12 protein-coding genes are annotated in these 23,957 nt (G+C 39.5%); 1 reads left to right on the forward strand and 11 read right to left on the reverse strand.

The features are described from left to right. Positions 1 to 238 precede the first annotated feature (238 nt). The 3 genes from AAH582_RS04215 to AAH582_RS04225 all read right to left on the reverse strand — a co-directional run bounded on the left by AAH582_RS04215 (position 239) and on the right by AAH582_RS04225 (position 5,583). Positions 239 to 2,686 carry an ABC transporter permease gene (locus AAH582_RS04215; RefSeq protein ID WP_343321280.1) on the reverse strand — a complete coding sequence of 816 codons (2,448 nt, stop codon included), beginning with the start codon at positions 2,684 to 2,686 and terminating at the stop codon, positions 239 to 241. Positions 2,687 to 2,713: 27 nt separating this feature from the next. Continuing rightward, positions 2,714 to 5,155, reverse strand: coding sequence for an ABC transporter permease (locus AAH582_RS04220; RefSeq protein ID WP_343321281.1), 2,442 nt, complete (start codon positions 5,153 to 5,155; stop codon positions 2,714 to 2,716). A 203-nt stretch (positions 5,156 to 5,358) separates the two neighbouring features. Next, entirely contained in the window at positions 5,359 to 5,583 is a 225-nt protein-coding gene (locus AAH582_RS04225; RefSeq protein WP_046672261.1) for a helix-turn-helix domain-containing protein, read from the reverse strand. A gap of 267 nt (positions 5,584 to 5,850) precedes the next feature. Here AAH582_RS04225 and AAH582_RS04230 point away from each other — a divergent pair, with 267 nt between their 5' ends. Then, positions 5,851 to 6,402: a hypothetical protein gene (locus AAH582_RS04230; RefSeq protein WP_343321282.1), complete on the forward strand. Its 552-nt coding sequence runs from the start codon at positions 5,851 to 5,853 to the stop codon at positions 6,400 to 6,402. Positions 6,403 to 6,543: 141 nt separating this feature from the next. Here AAH582_RS04230 and AAH582_RS04235 read toward each other — a convergent pair whose 3' ends face one another. From AAH582_RS04235 to AAH582_RS04270, 8 genes are all read right to left on the reverse strand, one after another. Then, the gene (locus AAH582_RS04235) at positions 6,544 to 8,949 is read right to left on the reverse strand and encodes an ABC transporter permease (RefSeq protein ID WP_343321283.1); all 2,406 of its coding nucleotides are present in this window, start codon (positions 8,947 to 8,949) and stop codon (positions 6,544 to 6,546) included. Between the two features lie 63 nt (positions 8,950 to 9,012). Further along, positions 9,013 to 9,147: a hypothetical protein gene (locus AAH582_RS04240; RefSeq protein ID WP_262506834.1), complete on the reverse strand. Its 135-nt coding sequence runs from the start codon at positions 9,145 to 9,147 to the stop codon at positions 9,013 to 9,015. Beyond that, positions 9,140 to 11,545, reverse strand: a complete 2,406-nt coding sequence (locus tag AAH582_RS04245) for an ABC transporter permease (protein ID WP_343321284.1) — start codon at positions 11,543 to 11,545, stop codon at positions 9,140 to 9,142. Before AAH582_RS04245 ends, AAH582_RS04240 begins: the two co-directional genes overlap by 8 nt. Before the next feature lie 32 nt (positions 11,546 to 11,577). Next, positions 11,578 to 13,971, reverse strand: coding sequence for an ABC transporter permease (locus tag AAH582_RS04250; protein ID WP_343321285.1), 2,394 nt, complete (start codon positions 13,969 to 13,971; stop codon positions 11,578 to 11,580). 99 nt (positions 13,972 to 14,070) lie between these two features. After that, a complete protein-coding gene (locus tag AAH582_RS04255; RefSeq protein WP_343321286.1) occupies positions 14,071 to 16,461 on the reverse strand; it encodes an ABC transporter permease in 2,391 nt (796 codons plus the stop codon). 215 nt (positions 16,462 to 16,676) lie between these two features. Continuing rightward, positions 16,677 to 19,040 carry an FtsX-like permease family protein gene (locus AAH582_RS04260; RefSeq protein ID WP_343321287.1) on the reverse strand — a complete coding sequence of 788 codons (2,364 nt, stop codon included), beginning with the start codon at positions 19,038 to 19,040 and terminating at the stop codon, positions 16,677 to 16,679. Positions 19,041 to 19,072: 32 nt separating this feature from the next. After that, positions 19,073 to 21,454, reverse strand: a complete 2,382-nt coding sequence (locus tag AAH582_RS04265) for an ABC transporter permease (RefSeq protein ID WP_343321288.1) — start codon at positions 21,452 to 21,454, stop codon at positions 19,073 to 19,075. Between the two features lie 70 nt (positions 21,455 to 21,524). Then, on the reverse strand, positions 21,525 to 23,933 hold the full coding sequence (locus AAH582_RS04270; protein ID WP_046672253.1) for an ABC transporter permease: 2,409 nt from the start codon (positions 23,931 to 23,933) through the stop codon (positions 21,525 to 21,527). Positions 23,934 to 23,957 lie beyond the last annotated feature (24 nt).

Raw genomic sequence — 23,957 nt, forward strand, 5'->3', positions numbered from 1 at the left:
TGTTTAAACCAAGTCGAACTATTTCACCTGAGAAAAAATACAATCCGCTTGCCAGTATTGTAATGGTTTTATTATAAGTAGCTTATCGTGTTTTTGTTTTGTTTTTGAATGTTCGATTTCGAACAGTTTACGTCCAGAATCGAACATTCATTCCCCTAAGCTATTGGTTCATTGCCACCACGCAACAGGCAAGGCAATTACCAAGGCAACAAACATCAATTTTTAAGATCTTCTGACTTTATTCATCTCTTAAACTATCGACTGGATTGGCACGAATAACCTTCCAGGTTTGATAGCTAATGGTTCCAAATGCAACTACAATTGCACTTATTCCTGCCAGAACAAAGTATAACCAATTGATTTCTATACGATAGTTAAAATCTGTCAGCCATTGATTCATTGCCCACCACGCAACAGGTGTAGCAATGATCAAGGCTACAAACACCAATTTTATAAAATCTCCGGAGAGTAATTTGAGTAATCGGATGGAGCTTGCACCAAGAACCTTACGGACACCAATTTCTTTGGTACGTTGTTGTGTGACATAAGTTGCTAGTCCAAAAAGTCCCAAAGCGGCAACAAAAATAGCGACAAAGGCAAAGCAGCTGAAGATATTTTTAGTCCGTTGGACATCCTGATAGAGGTCAGCGAAGCCGGCATCAAGGAAATTGTAGTCGATTTTTTGATTCGGCGAAAACTTATTCCAAACAGTATTAATGTCGGCTAATGTTTTGGCCATGTCCCTCGATTTAGTCTTGATGGAAAGCATGGAAGGGCTATTGGCAAGGGTCATGCAAACGGGATAGTAGCCCTCATCTTTCATTGATTCAAAGATAAAATTGTCGACGACACCGATAATGGTCCATGTCCTGCCGTTGGTAATTTGTGTACCAATGGGATTTCCTTTGATGCCTAAATCAGCAAGCATTCTTTTGTTAACAATAGCACCTGTACTATCCGATGCGATATGTGGATCAAAGTTTCGGCCGGCTATTAGCTTCAGACCAAATGTGGAAAGGTAGCTTTCGTCGATATTCCAGAATTGCCCGCCTTCACCTAATTCAAGATCTTCCTTGCCTTTGGCCCAAAAAAGATTTCCATTTCTTTTTGCACCATCCAATTGAACCGGTAAATAGTCGCCAATAGAGACATCACGGACTGTTGGAATGGCTTTCAATTCATTTTTTAATTCTTTTGCCTGGGAGGCAATTCCCGTTACACCACGAAGTACAATGACCTGATCCTTATCAAAGCCAATGTCTTTATTGAGCATAAAACTGATTTGCTGATTTGCAATGAGTGCGCTGATGATCAATATAATAGATGTTGCAAACTGGAAAATAACCAGTCCATTGCGCAATAATGAAGATTTAGGATTCGTGACCGATTTGCTTTTTAAGGCATTAATCGGTTGAAATCCTGATAAATAGAGTGCTGGATATAAGCCAGCCAGGATGCCGATAAAGAACATACTCAAAATCAGCGAAGGCACAAAGTACCCTACTGACCAAGGTATAAACAAGGCTTTGTTAGCTAAATTGTTAAATAATGGTAATAAGAGGAAGGCTAATAATAGTCCGATAAGGAGTGAAATGAGACTGTAGCATACCGCTTCGGTCATAAACTGCATAATCAGTGTCCTTCGATTGGATCCAATAGTTTTCCGAATTCCAATTTCTTTTGCCCGCGTTGCCGCATTCGCTGTTGATAAGTTGATGAAGTTAATACAAGCGATCAATAAAATAAAAAATGCGATGCCAGCAAATATCCAGACCATCTTAATGTCGCCTTGATATTGCGTAGCCATGCCATATTCCGACACATTCTTAGAACGCAGGTGCATATCAAGGGCGTTTTGAAGCAACACGGTTGACTGCATCATTTCGGGCGATATTTTCATTCCATTTTTTTTATTAATCAGAATATAATGGTCCTGAATATAGTTTTTTGAAATGCTACGCTGTGCGTTGGCAATAGCTGTATTCTCCCTCAGTTTTACGTAGGTAATGTAATTTGTCGCGCCCCAATTGTTTTGTTCACCCGGATAAAATGGTTCACCTGCCAGGGATATAAAATATTCATAACCATAGAGACTGGAATTGTTCGGAACATCATCGATCACAGCCGTTATGGTATATAGAACACTTTTATTATTGTTGAGATAGATCGTTTGCCCTACAGCATTTCCTTTGAAATATTTCTCGGCCCTACTTTTGGTAATGACGATCGCATTGGGTTTGTCCAGCGCATGTGATAGCTGTCCTTGTACGACGGGAAGTGGAAATATCTCCAAAATGGACTGATCAACGTAAACAAATCCTTTATCAAGGTAATTCTCCGCGCGGCCATTTACCGTAAATAGATTGCTTCCGGCACCAAATAAGGTATTGGGTAAAATTCGGCCAGCTAATTCTACACTTGGGATTTCCTCTTGCAAGGTTTTAGCTGCTGGGGCAGGAAAGGCAAAGGTTTGCCTCACTTTATCACCATCGGGTGCCGAAACGATAAGACGGAAAACACGGTCTATGTCGGGATACATTTTGTCATAACTGGTTTCATGGCGAATGTACAGTACAATAAGAATGCAAATGGCAATACTAAAAGCGAACCCGCCGATCTTGATGATCGAGTAAAGTTTGTTATTGGCCATATTTCGCCAAGCGATCTTTAAATTATTTCCTATCATAATAAAGTTCTTTTACGGTTTTTGTATTTATTCATCACGCAGGCTATCCACCGGATTGGCGCGAATGGCTTTCCAAGTCTGATAGCTGATTGTGCCTAAAGCAATTAAAATGGCACTCATACCTGCAAGAATGAAGTATAGCCAATTTATTTCGATTCGATAGTTAAAATCAGTAAGCCATTGGTTCATTGCCCACCACGCAACAGGTGTGGCAATGACCAAGGCTACAAACACCAATTTTATAAAATCTCCAGACAATAATCGGAGTAATCTCATTGCGCTGGCTCCAAGCACCTTACGTACACCAATTTCTTTGGTGCGTTGTTGTGTCACATACGTTGCTAGACCAAAAAGCCCGAGTGCAGCAACAAAAATGGCGACAAGTGCAAAACAGGTGAATATATTCTTGGTCCGTTCCACATCTTGATAAAGGGCCGCGAAACCTTCGTCCAAAAAGCTGTAGTTAATTTGTTGATTTGGGGCAAATTTGTCCCATACGGCTGTAATATCAGCGAGTGTCTCTTTGAGATGTTGCGATTTTACCTTAATAGAGAGTAGGGAAGGATTGCCTTGTAATGTCATACAAAGTCCTGCATAACCTTTATCCTTCAACGACTCAAAGATAAAGTCGTCTACTACACCAATGATGGTCCAGGTATTGCCATTGGTAATTTTTGCACCAATTGGATTCTTTAATTGAAGTTCGTCGGCCAATTTTTGATTTATTATAGCTGAACTGCTATCGGTGGCTCTCGTGGGATCAAAATTTCGTCCTTTGTTTAAATGAAGACCGAATGTACTCAGATAATCCTGATCAATTTCCCAAAATTGGCCTTGTGTAGCCATATCAAGATCTCTTCTGCCATCAATCCAGAACGGATTGCCATTTCGTTTGGCACCATCGATGGGTACAGGAAGAAAGTCACTCAGGGAAACTGAAGCAACATCGGGGAGGCTTTTTAGTTCATTTTTTAAACTTGGAAGCTGTTTCGATAATGTTCCAATTCCGCGAAGCACAACGACTTGGTCCTTGTCAAATCCCAGATCTTTGTCTAATATGTAGTTTATCTGTTTATTGGTCACCAATGCGCCAACGATAAGGATTATTGAGGTTGCGAATTGAAAGACAACCAAACTATTCCTAAAAAGCGAAGATTTGGCACCAATGACGTTGTTTTTCAGTGCAGTGATTGGTTTAAATTTGGATAGGTACAGTGCTGGGTAGATTCCGGCAAGGACGCCGATCACCAATATCGCCGCCAAAAGAGAAGGAAAGAAATAGACCGATAGCCAAGGAATGGTCAAGGATTTGTTGGCTAGCTGGTTGAATACCGGTAGTAGTAGCCAGCTTAGAAAGAGCCCGATAATCAGTGACAGTACACTATAACAGATTGCTTCAACAAGAAATTGTCCAATAAGCAGCTTCCTGGAGGAGCCAATAGTCTTACGGATACCAATTTCTTTTGCTCTTGTTGCTGCATTTGCTGTCGATAAGTTGATGAAGTTAATACAGGCAATGAACAAAATAAATAAGGCTACAGTTGCGAAGGTCCAAACCATTCGAATATCCCCTCTGTTCAATGTACTCACTTTATCGTCGCTTACATCCGCGGATTTTAAATGTATGTCGAGAGCATTCTGTAGGGTTATTTTTGCCTGCTTGAAAAGCGGATTAAGTTTACGTCCTGATTTTAGATATTCAGGGAGATAATGTACTTCTAAGTAATTCTTTGAAATTTCTTTTTCTGCCAGTGCAACGTCTACATTGGGTTTTAATTTGACATAGACGGTATAGTTGTTATTGAGCCAAGCAGTCTGTTCACCTTGATAAAAAGGCTCTCCAGCGAGCGACATAAAAAAACTATAACCGGCAAGGGTCGAATTGTTGGGCATATCTTCAATGACCCCAGTAATGGTATAGGCTTTCGATGTATTGTTGTTGAGATAGATCGTTTGTCCAATTGGATTATTTTTAAAATATTTTTCGGCTTTGCTTCTGGTGATTACCAATGTGTTGGGCTTGTCAAGTGCGTGGGACAGCTGGCCCGAAACCATGGGCATAGGAAACATGTCGAGAATGGACTGATCGACATAGACAAATCCATCATCATAATGGCTATCAGGGCTGTTATTTAATGACAATTGGTTACTGCCCGCACCGAATAAAGGGTTTGGTAGAATGCGTCCCGTTTGCTCAACGGACGGGATTTCTGCTTTCAGGGTCGGCGCCACAGGGGCAGAAAGTGAAACCCAGCGCTCGATTTTATGCTCAATCGGTAACTGAACGACCAAACGGTAAACTCTATCCATCGCCGGATAAAACTTATTATAGCTTGTCTCATGCTTTATATATAAAACAATAAGAATACAGATGGCAATACTAAAGGCAAATCCACCAACTTTGATGAATGAATATAGCTTGTTTTTTGCCATATTCCGCCAGGCAATTTTGAGATTATTTCCTATCATAGCAGAATGTTTTTAATGCCTGAATGATTGGTCGTTATAATCAAAGCAGACCTTTATCCCAAAATCAATTGCATTGCCATTTTTGTAATGTTCTGATTATTAATCTTTTATTTTTATTGTAACCTGCTGTATCTGTACGATATCGAACAGTTTAGCGTTCAGTACCGCACAGCGGTTTTCGGTTGGGGATTAAAAAGAATCGCTTATTCCACGATCTCTTTTAGCTGGAGATGATCACATAGTTCGAACATCATTCTAGCGGGATCAGTGTCGATGGCCAACGCGATCAAATACATCTCATCCAAACGCAATTTAGCCGATTCGGTCATTGTCAACTCGTTGATTCTTGCTTTGCTTAAACCTGTTTTACGCGCAATCTGGGATTTATTCACAGATTTCTTCGCTAAAAATTCACCTAATTTCGTCATCCTTATATTTTAATAATCTGTCCTTTTGTATAGATAAATATAGATAATGTTATTTTTATTTATACATATGTTTTTATTTTAAAATATTTTCTGTTCTTTTGTATTGAAAATCTATATGTTTTAAATGTATCGATGATGAAAACAGCGAAAATTCAAAAAACAAAAGTATATAGGAGAAGATGCGAAGAGTTACATATGCAAATATATTATCGTATGTTGCTACAGCGTATTTCGCGGCACCTATCACCCGAAGAAGTTTCTTTTCTAATGGGAAAGTCATTCGATTTTATAAACAAAGTCGAGATATTCAAAATAAAAAGAATTTTTGTTCATGATTTGGTTGTCATGCAGCATGTACTAGAAATAAAGAGTATGAATGAATTGATGCCTTACGGAATTGATTTGGCGTCACAGAAGTATACATATGAATTGCATCTGACTAAATTGGGTGACCGCGTTATTTATGAACTGTATAAAGTTGATGTAGAGCAAGAGCAGAAAGTACTCGAATTTAAGTTAATCGATATTCGACATGATCTCGACCCGTATGAAATTTCTACAATAGAAGAAGTAAAAAAGATAAGTGCTCTTTTGGATGAGAATATGGCTATGGGATATTTTAATGAGGAAAAGAGACCTGACGAAATACACAACTTATGCTGTGCTAAACTAGATAGGGATATACATCCTAAAAACCTGATTAAAGTGCTAGATGATTTCCTTAATAGGTCTGATGAACGCAAAGTTATTCGAAAGGCATCGCAATACGGATTTGGTTATATTTTAGCTGCTCCCATGGAATCGACTGAAAAGAAATAAGCAATTTTTAGCTTTCCAAAGCGGACAGCTAAAAATTGCTTCAAAGATCCTAAGCCGTAGGTACACCAATTATAAACTTCCATTCCCAATAGGTTAATAATAAATACACTTTTAAGCTTAGATAACCTACGGCTTATTTTTTTACTCATCTCTTAATTTTTCAACGGGATTAAAGCGGGTTGATCGAAATACAATAATGCCAACCAACAAACTCAGTAAACCAATCAACATACCTAGTGGTAGCAGGTAGATAAGTGCATTGATCTCTATACGGACGATGTAATTTTGTAGCCAGTATTGCATCAATAGATAACTCAGTGGAACCGCTGTAAATGCTGCAAATAGGAATATTCCGTAGTACTCTTTTGAAAACAGCAACATTAAATGTGCTAGTGAAGCCCCAAGTACTTTACGAATGCCGACTTCTTTATTGCGCAGATGGATGGAAAGCGATATTAATCCGGTAAGTCCCAATACAACAATCAGCAGCGAAACAACAGTGGCAATCTGGGAAGCGCGATGCAACTGCAGCTCAGTTTCATATAGATTTTTGATGCGTTCATCCATAAATTGATATTCGAATGGTGCATCAGGCAGCAGTGTTTTCCATTTTTTTTCGAGCTGTTGTACTGCATTGGAAAGAGGTCCCTGCTTCAATCGAATGCTAAGGTATCGGTATTGAAGGCTCTCATGTACATCCATCCAGATAATAGGCGGAGATGCCTGATGCAGTGAGTTGGCTACAAAATTCTCAGCAACGCCCACAATAGTCATTTTGTAATTAGGATCATTTATTGCTATTTGCTGACCAATTGCATGCTCGGCATTTTTAAAGCCAAAATCATCCATAGCCTTCTTGTTGATGACAACTGGTCTATTATCCGTATTAGTTGCATAGTGTTTAGGAAGAAAAGTTCCCGCAATTAGTGGTATCTCGTAGGTTTCCAAAAAGTGACTATCACTTGTAATCCGTTGTACCTGGATTTCTTTGTCGTCTGTCGTCCCGAATGCAGGCTGCATATTGGACCCCAGCAATCCAGGAGTTTCATAAGATAAGCTTACTGATTTTACTTCTGGTTGTTGGCTGAGTTCCTGTTGTAAAGTCTCCATTTTGCGAACACCATTTTCGGACCAATCCCTAGGTACCTGAACGGTTAATAAGTAGTCTTTGTTGTACCCTAGATTGCTATGGAGAAATAGATCCACCTGTTTGGAAATAATTAGTGTGCAGACAAGCAGGAGCAAGGCTACTCCAAATTGAAAAAACAAAAGAATTTTTCGCACCAGTTGTTTGCCCCCCAGCGTCGAAAACTGACTTTTGACTGCCGGAAGTATCGCGACATTGGAAAGTTTAATGGCTGGATAGAGCCCGGCTAGTAGTCCAATGAACAACGTCATTATAACCAGTAAACCAAAAAAGTAAATAGGCAATTCCACCAACGAGGGTAGCTTGCGCATCAAGACATGTTCGAAGATTGGACTTGTGATGAAATAAATTGGAAGACTGATCAATGCTGCTATGGCCACAATCAGGATATATTCGGTCATCAGTTGCCTAATAAGCTGCATTCGAGATGATCCCATCATCTTGCGAACACCGATTTCCTTTAATCGCGTAATGTGCTGAGCGATACTAAAATTGATGAAATTGATAATGGCCATGATCAAGATGAAAACAGCTGTCCAAATTAATGTCTGTATCATTTTGCGGACGGCCCCTTGATTGTCATCCAAATAATAGGTTTTCAGTGGTTTTAGACTAGGGCTGTATTGACTGGAAAATTCCTTATCGGTATTCTTTCTTACCAGCGTTTCGATGGCAGCATCTACACGCTCCACGCTTACACCTGGTTTCAATTCGATATAACCGGCAATATAAGGGTTATCCCAATTGTCTATCGATCGGCCAAAGAATTGCTCGTTGATGATCGGTAAAAATATGTCGGCATGCATATTCTTTGTGAGATCCATAATGGCGTTTTGGACATCAGATTTGATGATTGCTGTAATTTCAAAATCATGTTTTTCACCCTTGAAATTTTTTATTTGTAGCGATTTGCCAAGTACATCCACATGCCCGAAATATTTTATGGCTGCTTTGTCGCTGATGACTACTGAAAAGGGATTATTCAAAGCGGTATTGGCATTGCCTGCTAAAATCTGGAATCCGAACATCGTCAATAGACTAGGATCGCCAAGAGACATTCCTTCTTCATGTATTGTTGCTCCGTTCGCTACGATACCGGTCAATCCGTCAATCCGATAATAATTAGAGACGAGGTCGGGATACTCCTCCTGTAAGGCTTTGGGGAGTGCCCCTATTGTGGTTAAGTTAATACCAAATCCTTCTTTCTTATAGTTGCTTTGCAACAAAAATTGCCGATCAATATTTTTGATATTGCTATTCACTTGATGTACATCCCATACATAAGCGCTTACAAGTAATAGAAAAGTAATACCGCAGGTCAATCCAATTAGATTGATCAGATTTTGTACTTTTTTCTTTCCGATATTTCGCCAGGCAATCTTGAAGTTTGTAAAGTTCATTGTCTTATAATATGAATTTATTTTGGTCGTGGAGCTGCTGATAGCTTGTGCTCTACTAGGAAATTAAAAATACAAATGTTTGGCCAAGTAATTATCCTGTTGATCATTAACGGATTGTCTTCCTGATTCTTTTACTCGCTGTTCGATATCGGACAGTGCTTTGTCCATAGCTGAACAGACGAGTCTATTTTTATTCATCACGTAGACTGTCAACAGGTTTTGTTAGGGCGGCACGTATCGCTTGTGAACTTACCGTAATTAAAGCAATAAAAACGGCTAGCGCACCTGCTAGTACAAACATCCACCATTGCATCTCAATTCGGTACGCAAAATTTTCTAACCATTTGTGCATCATCCACCAAGCTAGGGGAGAAGAAATGATAATGGCAATTAGAACGAGTTTGACGAACTCCGTGGAAAGCATGCGTGTGATGTCGGGAACTGTAGCTCCAACAACTTTTCGGATCCCTATTTCCTTTTTGCGTTGATTGGCGGTAAAAATAGCCAAGCCAAATAAACCGAGGCAAGCCACAAAAATAGTCAGCCCGGCAAAGATGCTCAGTAATTTACCCGTTTTCACTTCTGCTTGGTAGGTTTGTGCGTATCGCTCATCCAGAAAGGAATAGCTAAATGGAATGTCTGTTGGAAAGGAACGATAGAGAGACGCTAATTTTTGAATGAGCTTCTCCATATCGGTTGTTTGTGTTTTAAGAATCAAACTGCCGGCTTGATCGCTAAGAACCATAACAAGCGGAGAGATCTGCTCATGCAAAGAGCGAAAATGAAAATCCTTAACGACACCAATAACACGATAGCTTTTGTTGTCTTTATTGGTTAATATTTTACCAATGCTATGATTGTTCCAACCAAGATCTTTTGCTGCGGTTTCATTAATGATGACAGAAAGGCTATCATTACCAAATGTTTTTGCGAAATTCCGTCCTTCTTTAAGTTGCATACCCATAACAGGAATATATTCTTCATCAACATCGTAACGAATTGTTTTGACCCATTGATCAGTATTGCCATCTGGATAGATGAAAAAATTGTTGTTGTTGCTTTCTCCAGCAGGAAGATAGGACGAATGAGAGACATGCTTGATCCTGCTATCTTGCATCAATAAATTATAATATGTCTTTTCGTTTTTTCCCAAAGGCCAGCTCGGTATAATAAGGACATTATCCTTGTTATATCCAAGTTTAATATGACGCATATAATCCAGCTGCTGAACAACGACCACGGTTCCAAAGATAAGCCCGACGGAAATGATGAATTGAAATACAACAAGTCCGCTGCGTAAATTAAAGCCTTTAGTCGAGCGGCTTATTTTCCCTTTTAATACACGGAGCGGATTAAATGAGGATAGATATAAGGCGGGATAGCTACTGGAAAATAGACCGACAATTAGACCAAAACTGAGTAGGATGGGGATGATTTTAGATATTTCAAGTTTTTGAATATCAATCTCTTTTCCGGAAATCTGATTAAATAGGGGGAGGGCAAGTAAAACAATTCCCAAAGCTATTCCCAAGGCAATATAAGTCAGGAGGACACCCTCTAGTATAAATTGTCGCATCAGGTTTTGCTTGTCAGCACCCAGTACTTTTCGTACCCCTACTTCCTTAAATCGCTTAAAACCACTGGCTGTAGATAAATTCATAAAATTAATGGTGGCTATCAATAGCATAAAAAGTGCAATAGCGCTGAAGATGTAAACGTACCGTATATCCCCAGGGGCGCTGAGGTCATAGTTGAAATTCGAATGTAGATGGATATCTGTGAGCGGTTGTAGATAAAGACCGATCTTATTTCCCGTTTTTTTGAATTGTTGGTAACTCATACCAAAACCGGCCATAAATTGTGTGGCAACATGTTTGTCGAATAGGGTGGCTAAGTTTTTTTCGAGTTTTTCACGTGACGCATTTTTTGAAAGAAGCGCATACGTATAGTATTCGGAGGTCATCCATGAATCTGAACGTGAATCTTCCAGTGCATCCAAAGAGGTAAATACATCAAAATGAAAATGGGAGTTTTGAGGAACATCTTTAATTACGCCAGTGATTTTGAGAATATTTGTATTGTCTTTGATGATGAGGTCTCGACCGACAACATCGTTTGTGCCGAAGTATTTTAAGGCGGTGGATTCGGATATCACTGCAGAATTAGGGGAAGAAATAGCTGTAGACAAATTCCCTTTAATAAAAGGGAGCGTGAAAATTTTGAAGAAGGAAGCATCCACGAAAGCCATTTTTTCTTCGTGGAAAACTTTATTATTGACGACAAATAGAGGCGATCCACCCATTCTTAATCGCGCTGTTTCCTGCACTTCGGGTAGCTCTGACTTCATCGTCGAAGCTACAGGTGGCATTACATGTGCCTCATTGATCGTTCCTCCCTTTACAGTTCCTCTGAAAACAACACGTACAATACGGTCTGCATGCTCATTATAACGATCAAAGCTAAATTCATCGGTCACATATAAGCTGATCAGAAGGCAGGTTGCAATGCCCATGGCCAGCCCAACGATGTTGATAAACGATGTAGAGAAATTGCGGGTTAAATTTCTCCATGCTATTTTTAAATTATTCTTGATCATATTGAGGCCTCTTAATGATTTGAAAATATAGTCTACTCATCACGTAAGCTATCGACAGGATTACCCAGTGCGGCCTTAATTGCTTGATAACTTATCGTGGCCATACTGATCAGAATAGCCAATAATCCTGCAATGACAAAGTAATACCACTGTATCTCAATTCGATAACTGTAATCTTGTAACCATTTATCCATGGCCCACCAAGCAATGGGTGTTGCGATAAAAATTGCGACCACCACGAGTTTGATAAAATCGACCGAAAGTAAAGAAGTTACTTGGGTGACACTTGCTCCAAGAACTTTGCGGACAGCAATTTCTTTCATGCGCGTTTCGGCCATATAGGCGATTAATGCCAATAAACCAAGGCAGGAAATAAAGATCGTCAATCCTGCAAAGATCATGGCTAGCGTACCTATAGCTTTTGTCTCTTTAAATTTTTCTTCGTAAGTCTTGTCTATGAATTGATATTCAAATGGATAGTCTGGGTTGAACTTTTTAAAGATGGACTCAATCGTTTTTAAGTTGTCTCCGATGTCATTGTTTGTATTTAAACGATAATGGATCGTTGTAAACCAGGCTTGCGGCCCCAATATCACCATGGGTTTATTATCTCCAAATGGCGATCCCATAATGAAATCTTTGACCACCCCAACTACGGTCCATTTTGTTCCATCACCATCCACAATGCTATTGACCGGGTTTTTGAGGTGCAAACTTTTTACCGCGGATTCATTTAAAATCAAAGCAGTACTGTCTGTCGCAAACTTGTAAATATCGATATCCCGCCCCTGTATAAGAGTTAGGCCTAGATTTTTTACGGCATCTGCATCGGTACTAAAACGGTTATAGGAAATGCGTTTGTCCTGTTCCGTTGGTGTCCCAGACGTAAATCCCCAGCCATTGCTATAGAAATCGGTTACTGGCGACATATTTTTTGATACAGAAACAACTGCGTTGCTGGCTAGTAATTCGTCGCGTAAAATTTTATAATTCTTTTCTAAGTCACCTTTGATACTGCTATAAAGCAACCCATTTTCATTATAACCACGGTCGCGCTGTTTAGTGTACTGGATTTGTTTGGCGACAATGACCGTTGCGATAATCAATATAATCGCGAGACTGAATTGAATGACCACTAAGATGGAGCGAATACTAAGACCCCTCGTTTTAGAAACGAATTTCCCCTTCAACGTTTTGATAGGTTGAAAGGAAGAAAGGAAAAAGGCGGGATAGGTACCGGCTAATATACCTGTAAATAAAGCAAAGCCAATTAAAAATAGCCAGGTTGGTAAGTTTAATAACGATAGGCTAAGCTGTTTTCCGACAAGCTCGTTAAAGAATGGCAGGACAATAAAAACAAGTATCGTCGCGAGTACCATGCCGATTAGGCTGATCAATATGCTTTCAACGAGGAACTGCGCCATTAGGCTTGTCTTATTTGCCCCAATTACTTTGCGGACACCGACTTCTTTCGCACGGCGTTCGGAACGTGCCGTACTCAAATTCATAAAATTGATGCTTGCCACTAATAAAATAAATACACCAATCCAAGCAAATAGCTTGACGATATCGATACGTCCGGACGTATAATTTCCTCCTTTTCCGCTATTGTAAAGAAACGAATCGGGATAGGGAAAAGCAAAGATCTCACCCGTATTTCTAGCCGATTGGTAACCGGCAGCCTTATTACTTGCATTGATATGATCTCTCAGATAGGTTCTGATTTTGCTGTTAAACGCGGTAAGTGAGACACTTTTTTTTAGGAGCACATAGGTGGTTAATGAATTATTGCTCCAGTTATCATCCACGTAACCAATTATTTTTGCATATTCAAATGGTAGGAGAATATCAAATTTGAAACTTGAATTACTCGGAAGGTCTTTAAGTACCGCCTGTACGGAGACCTGATTAACAGAGTCTATCCGAACTGATTTTCCAATAGGATCTTCGCTGCCAAATAAAGCCTTGGCATAGCTTTCTGTGAGAACAAGGCCTTTAGGGTTATCAAATTTAATATTCTGTTCTCCTTTCACAAAAGGCAAAGAAAACATCTTGAAAAAACCGGGATCGATGAAAACAGTATTTGCGATCAGTTTTTTATCCTTGAATGTCGTTAGAAATTGGCCGCTCTCATTATATCTGGTAAAAGTTTCTATATCTGGAAAATCGGCGGACAAGGAGGGACCTAATATTTTAGGAGTGAAGGCCCAAGCTGATTTATCGCCCTGAAATTCGTCTCGATTACTCAATACATGCAGGCGATCACCCTTTTCATGAAAGCGGTCCATGGTTAACATGTTTTGCAACCAAAGTGCTATAAGTAATGCTCCGGCCATACCGATCGCCAATCCGATGATGTTAATCAAAGAGAAGGATTTGTTTTTCATCAGGTTGCGCCATGCTATTTTGATATAATTTTTAAGCATATTTGTCGTATTGGTTATTGCTAAATAGAAAAAACTTGAATTTTAAAGGTCCAGCTTGTTATTTATCAGGTGTCTTTATTTTAATAGCTACTAAAACAATTACTCATCTCTTAAACTATCAACCGGGTTTAGAATCGCAGCTTTTATGGTTTGAAAACTAATGGTGATAAATGATACCAATAATGCACTTATCGCCGCCACAATAAATACCCACCAGTCTAGCGTGATGTGGTAAGCAAAATTCTCTACCCAGCGGTGCATGGCATACCAGCCTAAGGGTACACTGATCAATACGGCACACAGGACGAGGGCCATAAAGTCAATACTCAATATGTTGACAATCTTGATCGTTGAAGCACCTAATACTTTACGGATACCGATCTCTTTGAAGCGTTGTTGTACAGCGTAAGCTGATAGGGCAAAAAGGCCCATACAAGCGATAGCAATTGTAATGATGGAAAATAACTGCATTACCCGTGTTGTTTGCTGATCTTTGAGATATAATTTGTTATAGTCGTCATTGAGAAAATGATATTCAAAGCTGTTTTTTGAATCAATATCTTTGATGACAGCTCTTATCTGCGCAAGCGCATCTTTTATTGGCGCTGTTGGATTGAGTCGGATGAAAATATTGCCGAAATAGTCATATTCAGGAAAAAGTACAATTGGTTTGACTTCGTTATGTAATGACGCAAAGTTAAAACTCGCAACGACTTGTTTGATGTTGCCCTTACGCCCATTCAAGTTGATTTTCTTCCCAATAGCCTGTTCAGGAGTAAAACCCATGGCGGATGCAGCAAGTGTATTCACTACAAAACCATATTCTGGTGAAATAGTGTCTTGCGCGCGCAAAATGTCCGCGTCTGACAACGGTGCACCGGCAACAGATGGAATATGAAAAACGGATACGAAATCTTTTTCAATCGGAATTGCAGTGACATTCATATCAAAATCATTGGGTTGGCCTTCTACTTCACTGATGCTGTAGCCACCTTGGATATTGACGGGATTGTCATACGAAGCGGTAACCCCCTGGACACTGTTGAGCTGCATTAATTTTTCTTTTAATAGCTGTCTTTCTTTATCTTGCCATCCTCGGCCATCAATGACCAGCATATCAGAGCGATCCAATCCGGTGTTCTTAGATTGGATAAAATCCATCTGTCTACTCGCAAATAAGGTACAGATAATAAAAAATATAGAGATACTGAATTGAAAAGTAACGAGCACCTTGCTTAAAGATAGGCCACCTAGTTTTTCAGTTAATTTTCGCTTGAAAATAGAAATCGGTTTTGAACTGGCAATTGAATAGGCTGGCCAGCCACCTGACAGAAGCGTCAGCAAGGCTATGAAAACAATTAAAATTATATAAAACCGAGGGTCTGTCCATACGGTTAATTTCATTTCGGCGCCCATAAATGAACTGAATACGGGCAACAAGAGTACTGTAGTCAGAAGGCTAAACGCAACAGCTAGAAAAACCATAAGGCTACATTCAAAAAAGAACTGAAAGAATATCGTTTTCTTTGCAGCACCCAAAACTTTCTTGACACCGATTTCTTTCTTGCGTTCAAGCGCATGTGCTAAGACCAAATTTGTAAAATTGACGCAGGTTAAAATAATAAGCGCAGCACCTAATGCCAATAAAATATAGATATAAGTAATGTTTCCCGTACCTGCTGCTTTGGAGTGAAGATGGATATCGGTCAGCTTTTCCAGGACGAATTGAAATTGATAGCCTTGTTTTGTTGCTTCGGCGAATTTTGATTTTGTCATTTGGTCCAATTTCTGTTGGATCGAACCGAACTGATCTTTGTTTTTTAGGAGTGCTATGGTTATATCATTTGCAGATGACCAAGCCATTTCTTTGTAGCGTTCTAATCCTTTGTTGGAAAGGAGCGCAGAGAAGTTCAACTGTGTATTTGTGGGCAAGTCTGCGATGATACCTGTGATTTTCCAGCTGACTTTGTCAATAGATAGTGTCTGACCGATGGCCGACTGATTGGGGAAATATTTCGCTGCGAGTTTTTTTGTTAAGACAATCTGATTTGGTTCTGCTAAGGCTGATCGTGAATCACCTTCGAGAAAGGTATAACCTAAAGTTTTAAAAACATTCTGGTCAGCATAAAGTAGGCCTTTTTCAGTTATTAGTGCCTCTTTGGATTCTATTTTGCCGCCTTTGGAATAGCTGTAGAATCTGGTTGCTTGTTCTACATCCGGAAATTCAGCCTGCAACGTAGGAGCTAAGCCTGTTGGTGTTACGGCAGAATTTACTTCTTCCGTGCTGTTGGGTGCTTTATAGGTGAGGCTAATATAAGCCAGGCGGTCCGCATTGGGAAGGAAACGCTCATAACTGGATTCATGATAGATGTACGCTGCCAACAATAGGAAACATGTTATTCCGATGCTGAGGCCAAACATATTTAAAAGAGAAAATCCTTTGTTTTTTCTGATATTCCGCCAAGCAATTTTAAAATAGTTCTTTAACATGGTTATGAGCATTTATACTGTTAATTAGGCTATATTCTTGTCACTTAGCTCGCTTTAGTAGAACGCTTCGTTATTCGAAAAATAGCAAAGCCAAGTAGTTCAATTCGTTTGCCATAAATATAATGTATTGATTTTTAGGTTTTTGTTGTGTTTTTATAGCGGTTTTAAATGTTCGGAAACGGACAGTATAGTGTCCGTCCCCGAACAAATTGGTATTATTCGCTTCTTAAGGTTTTTACAGGATTTGCTAATGTTGCTTTAATCGCTTGGTAACTAACGGTTAATAAGGTGATGATTAGCGCGGTTAAGCCTGTGATAGCAAAGACCGTCCATGTAATTGATATGCGGTAGACATAATCTTCGAGCCATGATTCCATTAGCAGATAGGCTAAAGGGGCTGCGAGTAAAAAGCCAATACCTGTGAGCCAAATGTATTCTGTGGAAAGTAGTCGCCACAAGCCAAGTTCTGATGCGCCCAATACTTTACGAATGCCAATTTCTTTTTCTCGTTGCTCCGTAAGAAAGGAAACCAGCGCGTAGAGACCAAGACATGAAATGAGTATGGCCAGCCCTGTAAATAAACTGGTTAAGCTCTTGATCATTTCCATCTGTTGAAACTCTTTGGCATATTCCTGATCCGTAAAGGTATAATCAAAAATAAGATCAGGATCTATACGGTTGAATGCTGCGGCAATAGCTTTTAGGTTTTGTTTGACATCTTGATTTTCATCCAGTTGAAGCGTTATTTTATTCTTTGGTAAAAATTTTAGAAAATAAGCCGTCGGTGTAATGGATTTGAACGGTGATTCGGACAGCGTATTCTGGATAATACCCACGATATGGTAATCAATACCGGCACGTGAAAGTTGTTTGCTGTTTAGGTCGGTGACTCCCATAAATTTGGCCGCAGCTTCGTTCAGAATAACAGCTGTTGAATCTGTTTTGAAATCTTTTGAAAAATTGCGTCCTTTTATAAAGTTCCATTGTACAGTATTAGCAAAGTTTTCATCCACGGTGAAGATCCCCATGATCGCACCGTCCCTGGTATCATTACCCTGCCAATTAAAGCCACCACCCGTTAAGGATAGGTGGTTGACAAAGTTGGAAGAAAGGGAAGCATCTTTAACTAAACGCTGACCGATTAAATCCTTTCTAAGAACATCAAAGTTTTTGACGATAGTTGAATTGGATGAAGTAATATTTACCAAATTTGAACTTTTATAACCTATTGGACGGTCCTTGGTATAATGCAATTGCTGAATCACCAGATAAGTGGATATCATCAGGAAAATAGAAATCGCAAATTGTACGATCACCATTGCCTTTCTACTTCTTGATCCGCCTTTTCGGTTGTTGATCTTACCTTTAAGTGCAAGAATTGGATTAAAAGCCGATAGAAATAATGCCGGATACATACCCGCTAAAAGCCCTATAACGCCTATTCCTAATAGAGAATAGCCATAAAAACGAATATCCGCAAAAGGGATATGCAATGAAGTATGTGTAATCGTTTTGACCCAAGGCAACAGCAGTGTAGCGAATAGAACAGCGATCAAAAATGCGCAGGCTACCGCTAGGATTGACTCAACAAGAAAGCCTGCAATAAGCTGCCGGCGGTTGACGCCAACAGACTTTAAAACCCCGATTTCTTTTCCTCTTTTTAGGCTTCTCGCCGTACTCAAGTTAATAAAATTAATACTGGCCAATAAAATGATGAATAGGCTTATCCAAACAAACATCCATACATATTGAATCTGCCCGCCTACGTTCTTTCCATTTTTAAATGAATCGTATAAATGCCATTTGGACATGGGATGTAGTAAAATCTCCGGTTTTATGTCTGTCAATTTTTTATTAATGATATTTGTCAGTTTATTTTCCAAAGCGGGAACAAAGGCATCATTGTCGATCTTGGCGAAAGTGCTAAAAAAGCAGCTGGACCAGCTTTCTTCTATGCCTTGGTTTTTAGCAAGGTAATCGACAAATGGCAATATATAATCTAGGCCATAAAAAGTGTTGTTTTCAGGAATATCTTTATATACACCTTGAACAGTATATTGTTCCTTACCATTCAATTGAAGAATTTTTCCGACAGCATCGGTCTGATCAAACAGTCGCTTTGCTAAGGACTCAGAAATAATAATGGTTGATGGGCTGATTGGGGTAGCATTGTCACCTTTGAGGGACTCAAGGGAAAATAATTCGGCGAATTTTCCCATGGCATAGAATCCCGGTGCATTAAGCTTTTTATCACCTACTTTAAGATTGTTGCTTTCCATATTGGTGACCAAAGTGGCATCTGGCATTTCATTTTTGAAATCAGACGCGATCGTTTTGACCAAGGGAATGGGGGTGGAGCGATCAGTAGATTTTTCGTCATTGAAAGTCCCCGTCATCATGACCTGATAGATATGCTGATAATTACTGTAATGCTTATCAAAAGAAAATTGCTTTAGTACCCATAAAGTACTGATCAGCGCAACAGTAAACCCCAGTGCTAGTCCCAAGATATTAATTGTTGTATTTAAGGGACTGCGCTTCAAATTTCTCAGCGCTGTTTTAAGGAATAATCGAATCATTTTATGCTGTTGTTTTGGTTATCAAATATAAACTATTCATCGTGCAAACTTTTTACAGGATTGGCGTATGCCGCTTTGATGGACTGGAAACTCACCGTAAATAATGCAATAGCAATGGTTATCCCCGCCGCATATAGAAATATGGTAAATGGGAGCGTCGTTCTAAAAGCAAAACCATCGAGCCAATTTATGCTGAAATATACAGCGATTGGTACTGCGATGACATTGGCTAAGACGACTAAGAGTAAAAATTCCTTGTTTAATAATTGTATAATGCTAAATACCGTTGCGCCAAGGACCTTTCTGATACCAATTTCTTTGGTCCTAACCTGTGCAGTATAGGTACATAGCCCTAAGAGTCCTAAGCAGGATATGGCGATGGCGATCAGGGCAAAAAAATTGAATAAGGTGCCTTGTTTCTGCTCATTCGTATATTGCTTTTGATAACTCTCATCCAGGAAACTATAGGTCATCGGCATATCATCATAGTAACTTTTCCAGATGTGTTGCAGGGAGTTTAATGCGGATTTTGTACCCGAAGCTGATGTTTTGATGTATAGCTGCCAGCAATCTGTTGGACTATATTGAAAGGCCATGGGCTCAATCTTTTGTCTGGCGCTCGCGTAATTAAAATCTTTTACAACCCCAATAATAGTTCCTGGAACTGTTCGAATACGTAAGCGTGCACCAATGGGATCTTTTAAACCCATTTCCCGTGCTGCCGTTTCATTAATAATGAAATGTGTTGAATCGGCCGTTGAGCCTGTAAAATTACGACCTTGCGTAAGTTTTATCTTAAAAAAGTTGAGCGCAGATTGATCGGAATAGGTCATGTTGAACCAAAGATTTGATTTACTGGGCTTCCCCTCCCAATCGTTGTCTCCAGTTGAAGCTCCACCATAAACCATATCCCGGCCAAGACGGATAACGTCATCAATATCCTTGTTTTTTAGAAGTTCGGTTTTGACAGCATCAAAATGTTTGGACATTTTTGGTGCCATAGCAACGGAAATAATATGATCCTTTTCGTAGCCTAGATTTTGATGTTTTATAAAATCCAATTGTCGGCCAATAACGATTGTCAAGGTAATAAGGATGATGGAAACCGTGAACTGTAAGATAACCAATATCTTCCGTGCACTGGAATTTTTAAAGGCAAATCTACCTTTGAGCACCTTAATCGGATCAAATTTGGATAAAAGCAGGGCAGGATATATACTTGTAAGTGCCAGTGTTCCCACAAGCATAATCAGCACGCTTATCCATAGTGTAGGATTAAAGAATTGTAGGGAAATCTGCTTCCCCGAGAAATTATTAAACAAGGGGAGGCCAATAAATACTAGCGCAAGTGCCAATGTTGATGCAATGACAAATAGTATGGTTGTTTCCAATATAAATTGAAAGAAAAGCTCTTTTTTACCAGCGCCGATAACTTTACGTATCCCCACTTCTTTTGCGCGCGACAACGACCGTGCTGTAGAAAGATTGATATAGTTAATACTTGCGATAATAAGAATCATAATCGCTACGCCTATAAAAACTCGAACATTGTCAATTCCACCATCACTACCGTCCATTTGATAGAGATGCATTTTTGCCAAAGCTTGTGTGACATAGGGAACAGGGGCATCCTCAGGTTTGTTCCTTTCGTGTATGGCTTGTAACTTTTGTGTAACTGCAGTTATATTTGCGTCCGGTCGCAGCAGCAAATAAGTTTCGAATGAAAAATTGGACCAATCTTCATCCATGGAAGATAAAAAGGTCTTATTATCATAGGTCGTTTTGTTTTTGATATAAGCCCTTTCATTAAATCTCGAAATGGGAAGCAGAACCTGAAATTGAAAAGTAGAGTTTTCTGGATAATCGGCTATGACACCTGTGATGACACATAGGTCTTCTATACCCAGTGTCACAGTCTTTCCAATTGGATTTTCATCACCGAAATACCGACGTGCCGTGCGCTGCGTAATCACAATGGAATTGTTGTCGGGGAATGGTTGTTGTGGATTGCCCTGTAGTAGCGGAAAATCGAAAACGGAGAAATAACTGGGGTCTACAAATGCAAAGTTCTTTTCATTAAACCTCTTCTCTTTGTATTTGAGGGCGGCATCTCCAATTTTAAAAATGCGTACTGCATCTTGGACTTCAGGAATTTCCTTTTTTGCAAAACTTCCTACAGGAGCAATGATGGATCCAAAGATTCGTTTTGATATCCCTGTCCCTCCTTCGATACCAATTTTGTAGATGGAGCGCTGATGTTTATGGAACCGGTCAAAGGACAGCTCGTCCTGAATCCACAGTAAGAGGAATATCCCCACAACCAATCCTGCTGTTAGTCCTAAAATATTAATGGCACTGTAGAATTTATTAGAAAAAATACTTCGCCATGCGGTTTTGATGAAGTTCTTTATCATTTTTTATGGGTTTTTAAGTTCTTAATATATGTTATGCACAGGAGTACGCTTATTGCTTTTACCGGCTGATTTATTCATCCCTTAGACTATTGATCGGATTTGCTTTTGCTGCAAAGACACTTTTGGTTGATAGGACAAGACTCGCAAATGCAATCAACCCCAAGGCAGAAAGTCCAAAAATCCAAGGGCTTATCGTGGTTCGATAAACAAAGTCATTGAGCCAGCTCTGCATAAAATAATACGCAATCGGAAAAGCGACCAAACAGGCTATGCCAACCAGCGAAAGCAAATTTTTAAGTAGTAGAAATGTGATCTGGAAAACAGATGCCCCCAATACTTTACGGATTCCAATTTCCTTTGTGCGTTGATTTGCCGTAAATATGGCTAATCCAAATAAACCTAGGCCAGCAATCAGGATTGAAAGCCCTACTGCCCATGATAGAAGCTTAGAAAGCTGTTTTTCTTGGGTGTAGAAATTTTGGACGACATCATCCAAAAATTTCAGATCCAGTTCATCGTCTGGAAAAACAGATTTGTAACTGCTCGTTATTCTATCGATGGTATTTTTCCAGTTTTCGGGATGTGATTGGTCCAATGCAATATGGAGTACGTATCCTTCCTTACTGCCTGTATACAAGACTGGTTTAACCGCCTGTCGGGCAGAGGCTAGATCAAAATCCTCCATTACACCAACGATGATATTCTGCCCATTTTCGAAGGTTTTACCAATGGCATCCTGTGGATCTTTGATATGCAGTAGCTCAAGTCCTTTTCTATTGATCAGCATTTCACTGGTTGAATCCAGTAAACGTATATTTCTTCCTGCCAGAAGTGGAATCCGATAGACTTCCAAATAATTTTCATCACCTGAGCGGCTGTCAAATGTTAGCGATTCCTTCGTTGGTGACTGATCATAAGTGATTGCTGTGGTCATCCAGCCGTTCATTGCGGGGGCAATGTTTCCAAAACTAATAGCTTTGATATCCGTTAGTTTTTTGAGCTCATTTTTAAGGACGATACCTTTAGCAGAATTTTGGAAAGCTCCAGGAATATTGATATTGACGATGGCGTCTTTCTGAAAGCCCATGTCTCGATGGGAGACGTAATTGATCTGCCGAACAACAACGAGTACACAAATCAGAAAAGCCTGAGCTAAGACAAATTGAAAAATAGTCAGTGCTTTGCGGACCCATACGCTTCGGGAAAGATTGGTGTTTTTTCCAAGCTGGTTTTTGAGTGCCAATACAGGAGCGTATCCTGTCAATACCCAAGCTGGATAAAACCCCGCAAGAATGGTGACCACGATAAGCTGCCCGAATAGGAATAAAGTGATAATGGTTTTGTCTAACCGGTCTAAACTTAAGTTTTTGGGAATAAATCCTTCAAAAACATGTAAGAACAAAGGAAGCAATAAAACAGCGAGTACTGTTGCCGATAAGGTAATCAGAAATGTCTCTAGTAAGAATTGTTTAATTAATGTTGCCTTAGAGCTACCCAATGTCTTGCGAATACCCACTTCTTTAGCTCTTTCAATGGATTGTGCTGTGGATAGATTGATAAAATTTACTGCCCCTAGGGCTAACAGGAAGAATGCCAGTAAAATGAGGTTGCGAAGTGCTTCTGGATGAGTCGCTTCATAATTAAATCGCGTGTCGAAATGAACATCAGATAAGGCTTGTAATTCAAGCTTATCGTTGATTTTTTCACCTTCTTTGTATTTATATTTTTTAAGGAGATTAGCAATATTTCGTTCCAGAAGATGCGGATTGCTCTGTGCTTTTGTCTTGATGAGTACCTGATGTGAATCAGAGATGCTGTTCCAAGCTTCCCAACTATACATCTTTTTTAGGTTGTTGTCTTGGACGATGGTCGCATCAGCGATAAAACTATCAAAATTAAAATCCGAATTATGTTGTGGATTTTCGATTACACCAGCGACCTGAAGTGGGATGCTATCTGCATAAATGATGGTTTTGCCAATTACATTTGCAGGCAGTTCTTTTCCATAAAACTTTTCTAGTGTTTTCTGTGTAAGGATAATATTTCCGGATGAATTCAAAGCCTTAGCACTTCCAGCCAACCATTTCGAAGGGAAAATATCGAAGTATTGACTGTTGGTGAAAGCCATCTTTTGCTCTTTTGGAAAAGTTTGGAATTTATCCGTCGCGGTTGAAACTTTTAGTTTGGGAATATGGCTTCGATAAATGGGGGCTACTGCTTCTAAGTTCGGTAATTCCGATTCCATGGTACGAACCAATGGTACGTAAACACCGGCATTTTTAAATTCACCATTATTGACAACACGATAGACCTGTTCTTGATTTGGAACGTGTTTATCAAAACTGTAGTCGTATTGGATCATTAAGAAAATAACCAGTGTTGCGGTTATGCCAATGGCTAGGCTGATGATATTGATAAACGTGATCAGCTTGTGTTTTTTTAGAAAACGAAAGGCTGTTTTTAGCGAATTTACAATCATTGTTGCTGTGTTTTTGTTAACCCT

Source organism: Sphingobacterium multivorum, assembly GCF_039511225.1.
In the GTDB taxonomy this organism is placed as follows: domain Bacteria; phylum Bacteroidota; class Bacteroidia; order Sphingobacteriales; family Sphingobacteriaceae; genus Sphingobacterium.